This window comes from Methylobacterium sp. C1 (assembly GCF_001854385.1).
GTDB lineage: Bacteria > Pseudomonadota > Alphaproteobacteria > Rhizobiales > Beijerinckiaceae > Methylobacterium > Methylobacterium radiotolerans.
Genome location: NZ_CP017640.1, coordinates 2116355 through 2130727, shown reverse-complemented (window position 1 = coordinate 2130727; position 14373 = coordinate 2116355). Strand labels below are relative to the sequence as shown.

15 protein-coding genes are annotated in these 14373 nt (G+C 69.6%); 14 read left to right on the top strand and 1 reads right to left on the bottom strand.

The annotated features are described in order from the left end of the window. Positions 1-283: 283 nt before the first annotated feature. Positions 284-2953 (bottom strand): hypothetical protein, encoded by a 2670-nt coding sequence (locus tag BKE41_RS09815; protein ID WP_070999265.1) that lies wholly within the window; start codon positions 2951-2953, stop codon positions 284-286. Positions 2954-3267: 314 nt separating this feature from the next. Between BKE41_RS09815 and BKE41_RS09810 the strand changes: the two genes are divergently transcribed. The 14 genes from BKE41_RS09810 (at position 3268) to BKE41_RS09745 (ending at position 14371) form a co-directional block, all read left to right on the top strand. Then, a complete protein-coding gene (locus tag BKE41_RS09810; RefSeq protein ID WP_012318676.1) occupies positions 3268-3951 on the top strand; it encodes a response regulator transcription factor in 684 nt (227 codons plus the stop codon). A gap of 305 nt (positions 3952-4256) precedes the next feature. Then, positions 4257-4643 carry a flagellar basal body rod protein FlgB gene (flgB, locus tag BKE41_RS09805; protein WP_012318675.1) on the top strand — a complete coding sequence of 129 codons (387 nt, stop codon included), beginning with the start codon at positions 4257-4259 and terminating at the stop codon, positions 4641-4643. Beyond that, positions 4640-5056 (top strand): flagellar basal body rod protein FlgC, encoded by a 417-nt coding sequence (flgC, locus tag BKE41_RS09800; protein WP_012318674.1) that lies wholly within the window; start codon positions 4640-4642, stop codon positions 5054-5056. Before flgB ends, flgC begins: the two co-directional genes overlap by 4 nt. Continuing rightward, complete coding sequence (locus BKE41_RS09795) at positions 5056-5388, top strand: flagellar hook-basal body complex protein FliE (RefSeq protein ID WP_024830407.1); 333 nt, start codon at positions 5056-5058, stop codon at positions 5386-5388. Before flgC ends, BKE41_RS09795 begins: the two co-directional genes overlap by 1 nt. Positions 5389-5484: 96 nt before the next feature. After that, on the top strand, positions 5485-6273 hold the full coding sequence (gene flgG / locus BKE41_RS09790) for a flagellar basal-body rod protein FlgG (protein WP_012318672.1): 789 nt from the start codon (positions 5485-5487) through the stop codon (positions 6271-6273). 4 nt (positions 6274-6277) lie between these two features. After that, the gene (gene flgA / locus BKE41_RS09785; protein ID WP_070999263.1) at positions 6278-6784 is read left to right on the top strand and encodes a flagellar basal body P-ring formation chaperone FlgA; all 507 of its coding nucleotides are present in this window, start codon (positions 6278-6280) and stop codon (positions 6782-6784) included. Then, positions 6784-7884 (top strand): flagellar basal body P-ring protein FlgI, encoded by a 1101-nt coding sequence (gene flgI, locus BKE41_RS09780; protein WP_012318670.1) that lies wholly within the window; start codon positions 6784-6786, stop codon positions 7882-7884. The genes flgA and flgI overlap by 1 nt, the downstream gene beginning before the upstream one ends. Continuing rightward, complete coding sequence (locus BKE41_RS09775; RefSeq protein WP_012318669.1) at positions 7881-8504, top strand: MotE family protein; 624 nt, start codon at positions 7881-7883, stop codon at positions 8502-8504. The genes flgI and BKE41_RS09775 overlap by 4 nt, the downstream gene beginning before the upstream one ends. Beyond that, entirely contained in the window at positions 8501-9199 is a 699-nt protein-coding gene (gene flgH / locus BKE41_RS09770) for a flagellar basal body L-ring protein FlgH (RefSeq protein ID WP_012318668.1), read from the top strand. The genes BKE41_RS09775 and flgH overlap by 4 nt, the downstream gene beginning before the upstream one ends. A 14-nt stretch (positions 9200-9213) precedes the next feature. Then, the gene (locus tag BKE41_RS09765; RefSeq protein WP_012318667.1) at positions 9214-9696 is read left to right on the top strand and encodes a flagellar basal body-associated FliL family protein; all 483 of its coding nucleotides are present in this window, start codon (positions 9214-9216) and stop codon (positions 9694-9696) included. Positions 9697-9754: 58 nt separating this feature from the next. Then, positions 9755-10492, top strand: coding sequence for a flagellar type III secretion system pore protein FliP (fliP, locus tag BKE41_RS09760; RefSeq protein WP_012318666.1), 738 nt, complete (start codon positions 9755-9757; stop codon positions 10490-10492). Between the two features lie 268 nt (positions 10493-10760). Then, the gene (locus BKE41_RS09755; protein WP_024830411.1) at positions 10761-11930 is read left to right on the top strand and encodes a flagellin; all 1170 of its coding nucleotides are present in this window, start codon (positions 10761-10763) and stop codon (positions 11928-11930) included. A gap of 168 nt (positions 11931-12098) precedes the next feature. Continuing rightward, complete coding sequence (gene fliF, locus BKE41_RS09750) at positions 12099-13739, top strand: flagellar basal-body MS-ring/collar protein FliF (protein ID WP_070999261.1); 1641 nt, start codon at positions 12099-12101, stop codon at positions 13737-13739. Beyond that, positions 13736-14371: a hypothetical protein gene (locus tag BKE41_RS09745; protein ID WP_070999259.1), complete on the top strand. Its 636-nt coding sequence runs from the start codon at positions 13736-13738 to the stop codon at positions 14369-14371. The genes fliF and BKE41_RS09745 overlap by 4 nt, the downstream gene beginning before the upstream one ends. Positions 14372-14373 lie beyond the last annotated feature (2 nt).

The following is a 14373-nucleotide window of genomic DNA, read 5'->3' as shown; positions in this document are numbered from 1 at the left end:
GCGCCCGGCCCCCGGTCCCGCCGGATCTTCGTCGAACGACCGCGCTCAGGAGCCGCCGCAAGGGCCCCATGCAGGGAGCGTCCTGGCGCGGCAGGACTCCGAGAGGGCTCGCAGCCTGGAATCGCCCCGGCGACGGGACAGCGCCACCGTGACGGCGCCGGCGACGCGGCCGCGCGACCCCCAGCCACGCGGAGCCGCGCTCCGTTCGAGCGGGCAGCGATCGTCCCCCGGTGACGGACCGCGCGATCGACCCGCCGGAGCAGGTTCGAACCGCGGACCCGGCTCACGGCGTGCGCGTTTGCTGGAACGCCTGCCCCTCGACCGCCGCCGTGAGCCGATCGACGCTGCCCGCGGATGCGGCGATCAGCAGGCCGCCTTCGACGATCCCCGTGCCCGACAGGCCGTAGCGGAGGACGGGTCCGCCGTGCGCCCCGTGACCCGATCGCGGAGCGAGGCCGTCGCGGCTCAGGGCGAGGTCGTCGAAGCGGCCGACCAGCGTGCAGGGCAGGATGTGCAGCCGCCGCCCGCCGCACAGGCCGAACACCCGGCGGGACGCATCGAGGGCGACCGTCGCGGCGGGGTCGAGGTGCAGGAAGCCTTCGACCGCGAGGGGGCGCTCCCGCGTCGCGAACCGGTCGAACACGGCGATGCCGGAGAGATCCTCGAGCAGCACGAAGGTCCGGACATGCCGATAGTCGGGCCCGTGCACGGTGGTCTCGACGCGATACACGGTGGCGTCGCCGAGGCGGAGGGCCTCCCGAGCGCGCCCCGCGCCGACACCCGGCTCCCGACCGTCCGGGAGCGCGACGTTGTGCGCGCGCGCCGTCGCCACGTGCTGGCCCTCGCCTTCGGTGATCCAGCGCAGGCCGCCGGTGGCGAAGGTGAAGGCGGTGCAGTCCCGGTGATCCTGCGGGTCGACCTGCGCGGAGAAATCCGCCGTGAAGGCGGACCAGCCCGCGCCGTCGTCCGGCCGGCGCACGATGAGGGTCCCGGGACGGCTCGCCCCGGCAGCGGCGCCCCCTCCGCCGGCGGATTGTCCCGGCACGGGGAGAGCCATTCCGGGACGGGCATGCGCGGCCGCCAGCCGCTCCAGCCAGCGGTGTCGGTCTGCGTGGTCGGGCCTGGCGTCGAACGGGGGCAGGGCCCCGTCCGGCTCGAACAGGGCGATCATCCCGGCCCAGGCCGCCGGCAGACGGAGGTCGAGGAGTTCGGCCAGCGGCGCCAGCTCCGGCCGGGCGGCCAGGATGGGGACGAGGATCAGGGCCAGCGTGAGGAGTTCGAGGCTGCGGTGATACGACGGCTCCGCGACGCCGCCGCCGGGATCGATCATCGTCTCGAAGCCGCTCCGCAGGGCGAGAACCGCGAGGTGCGTCCAGTGCCGCGACATCGGGAAGGCGGGGAGGGCGAGCCCGGCCGCCAGCAGGGCGGCTGCGACCTGGAGTTCCAGCAGGGAACCCGCCACCGTGTGCTGCGCGAGGATCTCGGCCAGGGCCGCGGCATGCCGCACGACCTCACCGCCCAGGATCTCGACGGCGGGCTCCTCCGCCTCGCCCGCGTCCCGCGCCGCGGCTTCGAGCAGGCTCAGCATCGCCTCCAGACGGAGCGCCGCGCAGGCGGGGTGCAGGCTCAGCGTGTCCGCCGGCTGACCCCAGGGATTCGCTCGGGACCAGGAGAGGGCGGCCGCGACCGCGCGTTCCCGAACCCCGCGCTCCGGACTCTCGGCGGCGGCCCAGGTCCAGGCCAGGGACTGGAACGCCAGGCGCCAGGCCTGCGACCGGAACGGATCGGCCGCCCAGTCCGGCGCCTCCGGCAGCCTCCAGGCGGGCCGCGCTGCGAGACGGATGGCGCCCTCCGCCCAGCCATGGGCGTCGGGCCCGTCCCGCAGGCGCGCGAAGCTGCGCAGCGGCGACGGCCGCTCGGCCAGGAGGGGGAGATCGAGAAAGGGCCGGATCGACGCCGCGCGGGCACCGCCGTCCGGGGGGGCGAGGCGACCGAGCAGCCGCGCCAGGACTGCCTCGACACCCGGATCGGCGTCATCCGTCAGATTCGCGAGGCGCAGGTCGTCGTCGAGGAGCACGTCCGGCGCGGCGGTCAGCGCGAGGTCCCCGCCTCCCTCCCAGGTCGCGAAGCCGATATCGAGCGTCGCGGCATCCGGAGGGGGGCAGACCTTCAAGGTGAACCGGTAGGCTTGCCGATGGACCGGGATGTCGAGGAAGGCCGGGACCGACAGCGTGGCCAAGGTGTCGGGGTAGGGGGGCGGAATCGGATCGCCGTCGGCGTCGCGGAAGCGGATCTGGGCCAGCGCCCCCTCGGACCGGCCCTGCGCGATGACCTGGCCCCTGAACACGAGCGCGCGGCCCGGGACGAGGCCGTGCCGGAACCAGGTTGGCTGAGGACCGAGGACGATCCGGCCGTCCTGGAAGAGGCGGCCCTGCGGCGGCCCTGCGGCCTCGTCCCCCGCGGACGGGGTGCGGCGGCCGGTCGGGCGGATCTCGGGATCGACGACCCGGAACGGCCGGGTGTTGCGCCAGCTCCTGATGAGGATCGCCACCTCGGCCGCCGGGGCCGGCAGGTAGAAGCACAGCCGCACGGGCACGCTGCGCGCACCCGCGGGGCCGCCCGCCGCGCGCGGGCCGGACAGCCAGGCGCCGTGCGCGTCCGTCGATGTCCGAATCAGCCCCGGCACGCGCGCGAAATCGATCTCGGACCGGTCCCCTGTCAGGAACGCGACGCCGATCGCCGCGAGATCCTGGGCCTCGAGCGCGCGCTCGACGCTATCGCAGATGACGTATGCGCTGAACTCATACCACTGGCCCGCTGACAGGCCGTCGAACGCGAAGACGGCGCGCGACCAGCGATTCTTGTTGCCGACGACAGGATCATCTTCGCGCGGGTTCGCTGCGCCCGCGACTTGCCGCACCGCGACCGGTTTGGAGACAGAACGATCGCTCATCTGACCTGAGGAGATCTCGCAACATCCGAGCGAAACACGATCGCGTCGCTCATCCTGGGTGATCCTGATTAAGGCCGAGCATCACCATCGATTGCCCGAACTTTGCGAACAATTTCCGTAAAATCGACCACAAATCTGCGGTAAACTCAAAAATTTTCGCGGATTCATCAAACTAAGGCGGACAGGCCGGGCACCGTCTTGGCCGTTGACCTGATCTCATGCTTGAGCCATGGGATGAAAGCCAGGCAAACAACTTCGATCCAGATCACGCAACACATCTGGAGAGCAATTAATTCAAACGGAGTCTTGTGGCAATGTACGTCATTGTCGATGAGCGGCCGATTGTAACCGATGGATACGTGGCCAACTTCAATCGAGAGGGCATAACATCGGTCGGATTGCTGGCAGACGATTTCGAGGACTGGCTGCAGACCGCCCCCGCGACCGACCTCGAGGCCGTCCAGGGCTTCCTGCTCGGCGACTGCGCGCAGCGATCGGACTTGCCGGAGCTGATCCAGAAGCGGTCGCGCGCACCGATCATCGCGATGATCGAGACGCGCTGCCTGAACGAAACCCTGAACCTGTTCGGCGCCGGCATCGACGACGTCGTCCGCAAGCCCGTCCACGTCCGGGAGATCCTCGCCCGAACCGAGGCGGTGTGGCGTCGCTCGCAGCGCGAGACCGCGAAGGACCCGACAGTGGTCGACCGGTCCGCACGGCTGAAGGTGTACTTCGACGGGCGCGACCCCGACATCGACGGGGAGAAGATGACGCTGCCCCGCCGCGAACGGCAGATCCTCGAGTTCCTGGTCCGCAACCGCGGGCGACGGATGACGAAGGAGCAGGTGTTCAACGCTGTCTACGGTGCCTTCACGAGCGACGTGGACGAGAGCGTGATCGAGGGACACATCAGCAAGCTGCGCAAGAAGCTCCGCCAGAAGCTGAGCTTCGATCCGATCGAGGTCCGGCGCTACCTCGGCTACGCCTTCGTGAACTGACGGCCGTGCAGGCCGGTGCCGACACGGACGCGGCCCGCGGCAGCGGGGCCGCGTCCGCGCCGGACGGCGCGTCACTGTCGGCGCTCACGGGCGGCCACCGCGGGCAGCACGACGCGCGCGCAAGATCTCCTTCGTCCGGGGTCAGCCATCGCAAGCTTCGGACAAGACAGGACGCGCAAAGATCCGCCGGCAGGAAAACGTCCCGCCGGAAACGGCGACGAAACCGGCGCGCGGCGCGGAGAGATGCTCCCGAAGCACGGATCGTTCCTGCCGAAGACTTTGCCAAGCCGGGAAACCGACGGATCATGAGTCCCATCTTTCTGTTCAATCTCGCGTCCCGGCAGCTGCAGCACCTGACTGCACGGCAGGCCGTGATCTCGGGCAACATCGCGAATGCCAACACGCCCGGGTACCGCGCGCGCGACCTGACGCCGTTCCGGGACGTGCTCGACAAGACGGTCCTGACGATGGCGGCGACCCGGCCCGGCCACCTGGAGCTCGACGAGCCCGGCGCGCGGCCGGCCCGGGCGAGCGCCTCGGGCGGATGGGATGTCGTCCATTCCGGCAACTCGGTCAGCATCGAGGAACAGCTGATGAAGTCCGGCGAGGTGAGCCGCGATCAGGCCCTCAACGGCAGCGTGGTCAAGGCGTTCAACCGGATGCTCGCCCTGAGCACGAAGGCCGGCCAATGATCGATCCCCTGGCCGCCTCCTCGCGGATCGCGGGCTCCGGCATGGAGGCGCAATCCGAGCGCCTGCGGGTCATCGCGGAGAACATCGCGAACGCGCGATCGACGGGACAGACCGCCGGCTCGGATCCCTATACCCGCAAGACCATCACGTTCCGCACGGCCCTCGACCGCGCCTCCGGGACCGCGGCCGTCGCGATCCGCCAGATCGGCGAGGACAAGGCGCCGTTCCGGGTCGAGTACGATCCCGGGAACCCGGCGGCGGACGCCGACGGCAACGTCAAGCTGCCGAACGTGAACATGCTGATCGAGATGGCCGACATGCGGGAGGCCAACCGCTCGTACGAGGCCAACCTGCAGATGATCAAGCAGACCCGCGCGATGGTCGCCAGCATCATCGAACTCCTGAGGCCGTGATGATCCAGTCCCTCGCCGCTCTCGCAAGTACGTCCGACAAGAATGCCGTGTTCGGCGCGTCGGAGCTCGGCCTGGCCATGCCGGGGATTCGGCAGACGTCGCCCGCGGCCGCGGCCTCCGGTTTCGGCGATCTCCTGATGCAGATCGCCGGACAGATGCGCGACACGGTGAAGACCGGCGAGGCGGCGGCGATCTCCGGGATCCAGGGCAAGGCGTCGACCCAGGCGGTGGTCGAGGCGGTGATGTCGGCCGAGCAGAGCCTCCAGACCGCGGTCGCCATCCGCGACAAGGTCGTCGCCGCCTACCTGGAAATCGTCCGCATGGCGATCTGACGACGCCCCCGCGTCGCCGGCAACGTCCCGGCCCCCGGGCGACGGGCCGGCACGTTCCGACACGATCCCATTCCTCTCCGGCGCAAGGACCCGATCATGAGAGCGCTCGCCATCGCGGCCACGGGCATGAATGCCCAGCAACTGAACGTCGAAGTCATCGCCAACAACATCTCGAACCTGAACACGACGGCGTTCAAGGCGGCCCGCGCGGAGTTCAAGGACCTGATCTACCAGGCCGAGCGCCCGGCGGGCGTGCCGATCCAGGCCGGCGAGTCGGCCATTCCGGAAGGCGCGATGCTCGGGCTCGGCGTGCGCAACACGGCGATCCGGAACCTGCACCGGCAGGGTCCGCTGAACAACACGACGAATCCGCTGGACCTCGCGATCAACGGCCGCGGCTGGTTCCAGGTGACGATGCCGAACGGCGAGATCAACTACACGCGCGCCGGCTCCTTCAACAAGAACGCCGACGGGCGCCTCGTCACGGCCGAAGGCTACAGCGTCGATCCGGCGATCATCATTCCGCAGAACGCGATCGACGTGGTGATCAACGAGACCGGCCAGGTGATGGTCAAGGTCGACGGGCAGCAACTGCCGCAGACGATCGGCCAGTTGCAGCTCGCCAACTTCACCAACGATGCCGGTCTCGAGCCGCTGGGCAACGGCCTGTACCGGGAGACCGCGGCCTCGGGCCTCCCGGTCACCGGCTTCGCCGCCGACCCCGGCTTCGGCAAGATCCAGCAGGGCTATCTCGAGACGTCCAACGTCGACCCGGTCCGGGAGATCACGAACCTCATCTCGGCCCAGCGGGCCTTCGAGATGAACTCGAAGGTGATCCAGGCCGCGGACGAGATGGCCGGCACGATCTCGAAGGGCATCCGATAACATCATGACCCGAGTTGATCGCCCCGGGGAGATCGCGGCGCGGAGAGTCCGGGCGCTCGGCGCGGCCGGACTGGCGGCGCGTGCGGCGGCCGTCATGGCGACCGGGCCCGCCATCGCGGCGGAACAGATGCTGCCGGTGCCGGTCGCGACGATCTACGCGGGCGACGTCATCAAGCCGACCATGCTGCGCGAGCAGGCGTTCCCCGAGGGCTACCGGCCGCGCCTGCCGGTGGCCGACACGGCGGCCCGCGCGGTCGGTCGCATCGCGCGGCGGACGCTCCTGCCGGGCGAGACGATCCCGTCGATCGCGCTGGAGGAGGCGAAGCTCGTGACCCGCGGCGCGCCGGCCGTGATCGTCTTCGAGGAGCACGGCGTCACGATCTCGACCGTGGGCACGGCCCTGGCGAACGCGGCGGTGAACGAGGCGGTGAACGTGCGGAACGCCGCCACGGGGCGGGTCGTCCAGGGCATCGTCCAGCCGGACGGCCGCGTGCGGACGGGACAGCCGTGATGCGCCCGCTGATCCTCCTGCTCCTCGCCGGCCTCGCGCTATGGCCGGCGTCCGCGTCGGCGACGCGCATCAAGGACATCGCCACGCTGCAGGGCGTGCGCGACAACCAGATCGTCGGCTACGGGCTCGTCACGGGCCTGCAGAGCACCGGCGACACCCTGCGCAACGCGCAGTTCACGGAACAGTCGCTGCAATCGATGCTCGACCGCCTCGGCGTCAACGTGCGCGACCAGCGGCTCCGGACCCGCAACGTCGCGGCCGTGATGGTGACGGCCAATCTGCCGGCCTATGTCGAGCCGGGGTCGCGCGTCGACGTCTCCGTGAACTCCATGGGCGACGCGACCTCCCTGCGCGGCGGCACGCTGCTGATGACGCCGCTCTCGGGCGGCGACGGGCAGGTCTACGCGGTCGCCCAGGGGGCGCTCGTCGTCTCCGGCTTCAGCGTCACCGGGCAGGCGGAATCGCTGGTCTCGGGCGTGGCCACGGCGGCCCGGATCCCCAACGGGGCCCTGGTCGAGCGCGCGGTCGCCGGCACGTTCAGCGAGTTGCCCGGCATGGCGCTCGAGCTGAAGAACCCGGACTTCCACACCGCCGTCCTGATCTCGGACGCGATCAACGCCTACACGCTCCAAAAGTACGGGCGGCGCGCGGCGAGCCCGCGCGACTACCGCACGGTGGTCCTGTCCCGTCCCGGCCACGTGGGTCGGACCCGGTTCATGGCCGAGATCGGCGAGCTGCAGGTCCAGCCCGACATCCCCGCGAAGGTGGTGATCGATCAGCGGACCGGGACCGTGGTCATCGGCCGGAACGTCCAGGTCTCCACCGTGGCGGTGACGCACGGCGACCTGACGGTGCGCATCACCGAGACGCCGCAGGTCTCCCAGCCCGCGCCCTTCTCCGACGGACAGACCACCGTCGTGCCCCGGACCGACATCGAGGCCGGCGAACGGACGGCGCGCCTCGCCATCGTGGCGGGCCCCGATCTGCAGACCCTGATCCGCGGCCTGAACAATGTCGGGATGAAGCCGACGGACGTCATCGCCATCCTCCAGGCGGTGAAGACGGCCGGCGCCCTGCAGGCAGAGCTGGTGATCCAATGATCCGTCCGGTCCGCAAGCACCGCCCCGCTGCCGCCGGCCCGCGCGGCCGCGCCGGCCGCGCCCTCGCGGCGGCCGCCATCCTGGCCGCGTCCCCGGCCTCGGCCCAGCAGAAGCCGGCGGAGCCGGCCGGGGCTGAGGGCGGCCGCTCGGCGACGTACTGTGCCGGCATCGCCGATGCCGCGGCCGACGCCCGCTTCACGTGGCAGAAGGAGACGCTGACCGCGCTCGCCAAGGACGTCGAGGTGCGGATCGGTCAGCTGGAGGCCAAGCGCGCGGAATACGAGGCGTGGCTGAAGCGCCGGCAGGCCTTCCTCGCCAAGGCGGACGAGAGCGTCACGGCCATCTACGCCCGGATGCGGCCCGAGGCCGCCTCGCAGCAGCTGACCGCCATGGACAGCGAGGCCGCCGCCGCGATCCTGACGCGCCTCGATGCCCGCATCGCCAGCGCCATCCTGAACGAGATGGAGCCTGGCCGGGCCGCGCGCCTCGCCAACGTCATCACCAACACGCCCCCGAAGAAGCTGGCGCCCTCCCGGCCCGACGACGCCTCCAGGGCGTCGCCCGAGCCGCCCACGGATGACGGGGCGCGCCGCGCGCAGGACAACGAGACATCAGGATGAAGCGGCTGGCTGCCATCGCGGCGCTCACGACCCTCGGGGCCTGCGCGACACCCGTTCAGGAGATCGGCCGGGCGCCGGCCCTGAGCCCCGTCGGCCTCGGCATCGATCCGAACCACGACGCCGTGCCGCCGCTCGCCGTCGCGTCGCAGGCGCAGGGCTACCATTCGACCTGGGCCCAGCAGAGCGCGGACCTGTTCCAGGACCCGCGCGCCAAGAATGTCGGCGACGTGCTGACCGTGCTCATCGCGATGAACGACAAGGCCCAGTTCGACAACGCCACCGACCGGTCGCGCGATTCGCGGGCCAAGACGAGCCTCGACCTCCAGTTCGACCTGTTCGGCCTCACGCCGGAATCGAAGAACCACTACGAGGTCAACGGCAACTCGTCGACCAAGGGACAGGGCACCATCGACCGCAAGGAGCAGCTGCGGCTCTCCGTGGCCGCCGTCGTCACGCACGTCTTCCCGAACGGCAACATGCTGATCAGCGGCTCGCAGGAGGTGCGGGTCAACTTCGAGGTCCGCGTCCTCAACATCGCCGGCATCGTCCGGCCGCGCGACATCTCGCGCCGGAACACGATCGACTACGACAAGATCGCCGAGGCGCGAGTCTCCTACGGCGGTCGCGGGCGGCTCATGGAGGTGCAGCAGCCGGCCGTCGCCCAGCAGGTCTACGACCTGGTCTCTCCGTTCTGATCCGGACACGCTCCATGGCCTCGGACACCGTCACACGCCGTGCGCGGCTGCGCTGGCTGCTGCTCCTCGCGCTGCTCACGGTCCTGGCGGTCGGCGTCGGGGCGGCGAGCGGTCTCCACATGATCGCGCGGGTCGAGAAGGCCCTCGACGAGCGGCGAAAGGCCCAGGACGAGCAGGTGCGGCCGGTGACGGCCTACGCCGAGAACGACACTCTCACGAGCCTCGGCACCGTGGTGACCAACCTCGCGGGCCCCGGCGACGTCTGGGTCCGGCTCGAATCCTCCGTGATCGTCAGGCCCGGGACCTTCGCCAATCCCCAGGCCATGGTCGCGGAGATCCGGCAGGACATCGTGGGCTATCTGCGCACACTCTCGGTCGCGCAGATCGAGGGCCCGAGCGGCCTGAGCCATCTGCGGGAGGATCTCACGGAACGCGTGCAGATCCGCAGCAACGGCCAGATCCGCACCTTCTTCATCGAAACGCTCGTCGTCCAGTAGGGCGCCCGGTCGGTCGCCCGCGCGCGTGGCCGACGCATATCAGGATCGGTCACACGCCATGCTGCGTCGCGTCTTTCTGGCGAGCCCGCTGCTCCTCGTCGCCACGGCGGCAACCGCCCAGAGTTTCAGCCTCGACCAGGTGCTGCCCCCGGGCAACGGCTCGGTCAGCGGGCGCATGATCCAGCTGATCGCGCTGATGACGGTGCTGTCGATCGCGCCGGGGCTTCTCGTGATGGTGACGAGCTTCACCCGATTCGTCGTCGCGCTCTCGTTCCTGCGCTCGGGCCTCGGCCTCCAGAGCGCACCGGCGAATCTCGTGCTCATCAGCCTGTCGCTGTTCATGACATTCTACGTCATGGGGCCGACCTTCGACCGCGCCTGGCAGGACGGCGTCCGCCCGCTCACCGAGAACCGGATCACCGAGGAGGAGGCCTTCGCCAAGGTGACCGCGCCGTTCCGCGACTTCATGCTGGCCCATGTCCGCCCCAAGGATCTCGACACCTTCGCGGAGATCGCCGCTTCCAACCTGTCCAAGGCGCCGGACGGCGGCCGGACGGACCTGAGGATCCTGATCCCGGCCTTCATGATCTCGGAGCTGCGCCGGGGCTTCGAGATCGGCTTCCTGATCGCGCTGCCCTTCCTGGTCATCGACATGGTCATCGCCGTGCTGGTCATGTCGATGGGCATGATGATGCTGCCGCCGACCGTGATTTCGCTACCGTTCAAGATCCTCTTTTTTGTCTTAATCGACGGATGGAACATGCTCGTCAGCGGACTCGTGAAGTCATATTTTTGAAAACTCAAATGTTCCGACAGTCCGATCCGACGAGAAACGTCTCCGACGCCGGACTGTCGGAGTTGACTTCCGCCGCCCGTTGCCCCATCTACGCTTCGACTGCAGCACGAACAGTCAATCCGGAAGCGAGATTGTCCTTCGGCGCAGGATCGATAACAGGTTGAGGTCTTGAGCCATAACGGCGACCTCGAAGGCATGATGCCGCCCTGTTATGCCGGTGAGAGTCCGGCATGTCCCGTACGTAACTTCCTCTCTCAGGGACATCCTCATGTCGAGCCTGTTCACCAACAACGCCGCGATGACGGCGCAGCTGACGCTGAAGCTCATCGGCCAGAACCTGGACAAGACCAACGACGTCATCTCGACGGGTCTGAAGATCGCCGGCGCCTCGGACAACGCCGCCTACTGGGCGATCGCCACGCAGATCCGCCAGGACAACGCCTCGCTCGGCGCCGTGAAGGACTCGATCGGCCAGGGCCTGGGCGTCGTCAACATCACCTACCAGGCCCTCAACACGATGGTCGGCGAGCTCGCCGAGGTGAAGCGGAAGCTGACCACGGCGTCCGGCGTCGGCGTCGACCGCATGCTGATCCAGAACGACCTCAACGCGACGATCTCCCGGTTCCGCGCCTACGCGGCCGACGCGTCGCAGGCGGGCGAGAGCTGGCTGTCGGTCGATTCCAGCCAGCCGACCTACGCGGCGATCCGCAAGGTCGTCTCGGGCTTCACCCGCGTCCTGGGCAAGCCCACCCTGACGACCACCGACATCGATACGGCCCAGCTCAAGCTGTACGACGTCAAGACCACGGCCGGTACCAACGGCACCAGCGCCACCGTGGGGTCGGTCCAGACCACCTACGACACCGCCAAGGCGTCCTACGACGCGGCCCTCGCCGCCTACAACAGCAGCGGCAAGGATACCGCCGCGGTCACGGCCTACACCGCGGCCAAGGCTTCCTTCGACACGGCCACGACGACCTACAACGCCGCGAGGAACACGGCGAACGCCGCGGCCAAGGTGGGCAATGACGGCAAGGGCGGCATCCTGAACAAGGATTACGGCGTCCTCGGCGCGGACAACAACGGCTTCCTCAAGGCCTACACGCTCAACTTCGACACGATGGACATCTCGACGGTCCTGCCGAACGACCTGTCGAAGGTGAACGCCTACGTCGCCATGGTCGAGCGCATCTCCTCGGCCCTGACCGCGGTGGCGTCCAACCTCGGCTCGCTCAAGGCCCAGATGCAGTCGTTCCAGAACTACACCGACACCCTGTCCAAGGCCAACGACACCTCGATCGGCATCCTGGTCGACGGCAACATGGAAGAGGAATCGACCAAGCTGAAGGCCCTTCAGGTCCAGCAGCAGCTCGGCATCCAGTCGCTCACGATCGCCAACCAGAACACGCAGCAGATCCTGAGCCTGTTCCGCAACTGATCCGGGCCTCCCGATCAGTCTGAACATTCGCCCATCGGGCTAGACGGGGCCGCGCATCTTCGGGTGCGCGGCCTTTTTCTTTGCCGCGCCTCACGGAACACCACCTTCGCGCAAGGTTGATCCGCCATCCGGGGGCGGAGCCACTGCGGTGGATATCGAGTCCTGCTGATGCCCGGTCGCGAACACCTCCAGAAGCTCTGGACCAACATCCTGGACCTCGGCCCCCGGCGCCTCATCGCCCTCGGGCTGGTGGGCCTGACCGTGTTCCTGGCGGTCGGCCTGGGCGCCTATTACCTGAGCCGGCCGCTGCGCGAGACGCTCTATTCCGGCCTCAGCCGCGACGACGTGAGCCGCATGGGCGCCGCGCTCAAGGATGCCGGCATCCCCTTCGATATCAGCGCGGACGGGACTTCGGTGCTGGTCAGCTACGGGCAGACGGCCCAGGCGCGCATGCTCCTGGCCGAGAAGGGCCTGCCGCAGAGCGGCAAGGCGGGCTACGAGCTGTTCAACGACCTGGGCTCCCTGGGCCTGACCTCGTTCATGCAGGACATCACGCGGGTCCGCGCCCTGGAAGGCGAGATCGCCCGCACGATCCAGACTCTCAAGAGCGTCAAGGCGGCCCGGGTCCACATCGTCATGCCCGATCCCGGCTCGTTCCGCCGGGAGCAGCAGCCCGCCTCGGCCTCGGTGGTGGTGCGCACGGAACCGGCCAACGACGCCACGGTCGCCCCCGCGATCCGCCAGCTGGTCGCCGCCGCCATACCCGGGATGAAGCCCGACAAGGTGACGGTGCTGAACACCGATGGGACGGTGCTGCTCGCCGGAGACGACGCCACGACGGCGCCGGCCGGGCGCCTGGCGAATCTGGAGCAGAGCGTCAATCGCGAGATCCAGGACAACATCCGTCGGACGCTCACGCCCTATCTCGGGCCTAACAACTTCGAAGTCAGCGTCGTCGCGCGCCTGAACACCGACAAGACCAAGACCGACGAGACGATCTTCAACCCCGACCAGAAGGTCGAGCGCTCGCTGCGGACGATCAAGGAATCGGACAGCTCGCAGAACAGGGCTCCGCAGAAGCCCACCACCGCGCAGCAGAACCTGCCCGATCAGCGCGTCAGGTCCGAGGGCGCCGAGAACTCGAGTGCGGAGAGCCAGCGCCGGGAGGAGCTGACCAACTTCGAGATCTCGTCGAAGACGGTCCAGACCGTCAGCGACGGCTACTCGATCAAGACCCTGTCGGTGGCCGTGCTGGTCAACCGGTCCCGCCTCGAGGCGCTCGCCGGCGGCGCGAAGGGCGGGACCGCGCCGCCCCTCGATCCGCAGGTCGCCGAGATCGAGCAGTTGGTGACCTCGGCGGCCGGCGTGAACAGGGCGCGGGGCGACCAGCTCAAGGTCGCGGCGGTGAGCTTCATCGACGAGGGTCAGCCCCTCGCGCCGGCGCCGGCCCTCGGGTTCACCGACGTGCTGATGCGGCAATCCGGGACCCTGATCAACGCGGCCACGATCCTGATCGTCGGGTGCCTGCTCATCTGGTTCGGCCTGCGGCCGGCCGTCAACGCCATCCTGGCCCGCCCGGCCGAGACCGGAACCGAGCTCGCCCTGGCGACACCGGGTGCCGGGAGCGGGCTGGACGGCCCGTCGGCGGAGCAGGGCGGGACATCGCCGGAGCCCAGCCTCATCGAGGATATGACGGAGCACATGGCGCGGTCACCGATCCGGAAGCTGGAGCAGCTGGTCGAACTCGACGAGGAGCAGGTCGCCAACATCCTGAAGCAGTGGCTGACCCGTGAGGAGGTCGCGCGATGACGGACGCACCTCCGGCCTGGGCCGTCTTCTCGGGAACGAGCCGGCGCTCCTCGAACACCCTCTCGGCCCTGGCGGCCAAGCGCCTGGACTCCGCCGCTCCCGTCCCGCCGGCGCCGCCGGACCTCGACGCGATCGCGGCGGCGGCGCGGGAAGAGGGGCGCCGGGAGGGGGAGGCCCTGGCCGCGCGGGCCGCGCAGGCCGCTCTCGCGGCCGAGCGGGAGGCCGCGGCGGCGGCGCTGGCCGAGACGCGGAAAAGCTGGGTCGAGGCGGAGGCGGCCGTCCTGGCCAGCACCCTCGCCGAGCAGATCCAGGCTTCGGAGGCGCGCCTCGCCGAGAGCCTGGCCCGGGCGCTCCGGCCGTTCCTGACGGAAGCCCTCTGGCAGGAAGCCGTTCGCGAGGTGCGCGCGCTGCTCACGGCCCTCGCGGCGGACGAGCGGGTGGGAACCGTCACGGTCGCCGGGCCCGCGGACCTCACGGAGGCGCTCGCGCGGCACCTCGACCTGCCGCACGGCCGTCTCACCATCGTCGGTGACGGCCGCCCCGATCTCCGCATCCGGATGAACGGAACCCTGATCGAGACGCGGCTCCAGGCCTGGGGTGAGCGCCTCGCCGCGCTGGTCGAGGATCTCTGAGC

Bases quoted from the DNA above. Each gene is read 5' to 3' on its own strand.
- flgB (WP_012318675.1), top strand. From the start codon at position 4,257: ATGAGTCCCATCTTTCTGTTCAATCTCGCGTCCCGGCAGCTGCAGCAC.
- fliP (WP_012318666.1), top strand. From the start codon at position 9,755: ATGCTGCGTCGCGTCTTTCTGGCGAGCCCGCTGCTCCTCGTCGCCACG.
- flgG (WP_012318672.1), top strand. From the start codon at position 5,485: ATGAGAGCGCTCGCCATCGCGGCCACGGGCATGAATGCCCAGCAACTG.
- flgI (WP_012318670.1), top strand. From the start codon at position 6,784: ATGCGCCCGCTGATCCTCCTGCTCCTCGCCGGCCTCGCGCTATGGCCG.
- BKE41_RS09795 (WP_024830407.1), top strand. From the start codon at position 5,056: ATGATCCAGTCCCTCGCCGCTCTCGCAAGTACGTCCGACAAGAATGCC.
- BKE41_RS09810 (WP_012318676.1), top strand. From the start codon at position 3,268: ATGTACGTCATTGTCGATGAGCGGCCGATTGTAACCGATGGATACGTG.
- flgA (WP_070999263.1), top strand. From the start codon at position 6,278: ATGACCCGAGTTGATCGCCCCGGGGAGATCGCGGCGCGGAGAGTCCGG.
- fliF (WP_070999261.1), top strand. From the start codon at position 12,099: ATGCCCGGTCGCGAACACCTCCAGAAGCTCTGGACCAACATCCTGGAC.
- BKE41_RS09755 (WP_024830411.1), top strand. From the start codon at position 10,761: ATGTCGAGCCTGTTCACCAACAACGCCGCGATGACGGCGCAGCTGACG.
- BKE41_RS09775 (WP_012318669.1), top strand. From the start codon at position 7,881: ATGATCCGTCCGGTCCGCAAGCACCGCCCCGCTGCCGCCGGCCCGCGC.
- BKE41_RS09815 (WP_070999265.1), bottom strand. From the start codon at position 2,953: ATGAGCGATCGTTCTGTCTCCAAACCGGTCGCGGTGCGGCAAGTCGCG.
- BKE41_RS09745 (WP_070999259.1), top strand. From the start codon at position 13,736: ATGACGGACGCACCTCCGGCCTGGGCCGTCTTCTCGGGAACGAGCCGG.
- BKE41_RS09765 (WP_012318667.1), top strand. From the start codon at position 9,214: ATGGCCTCGGACACCGTCACACGCCGTGCGCGGCTGCGCTGGCTGCTG.
- flgH (WP_012318668.1), top strand. From the start codon at position 8,501: ATGAAGCGGCTGGCTGCCATCGCGGCGCTCACGACCCTCGGGGCCTGC.
- flgC (WP_012318674.1), top strand. From the start codon at position 4,640: ATGATCGATCCCCTGGCCGCCTCCTCGCGGATCGCGGGCTCCGGCATG.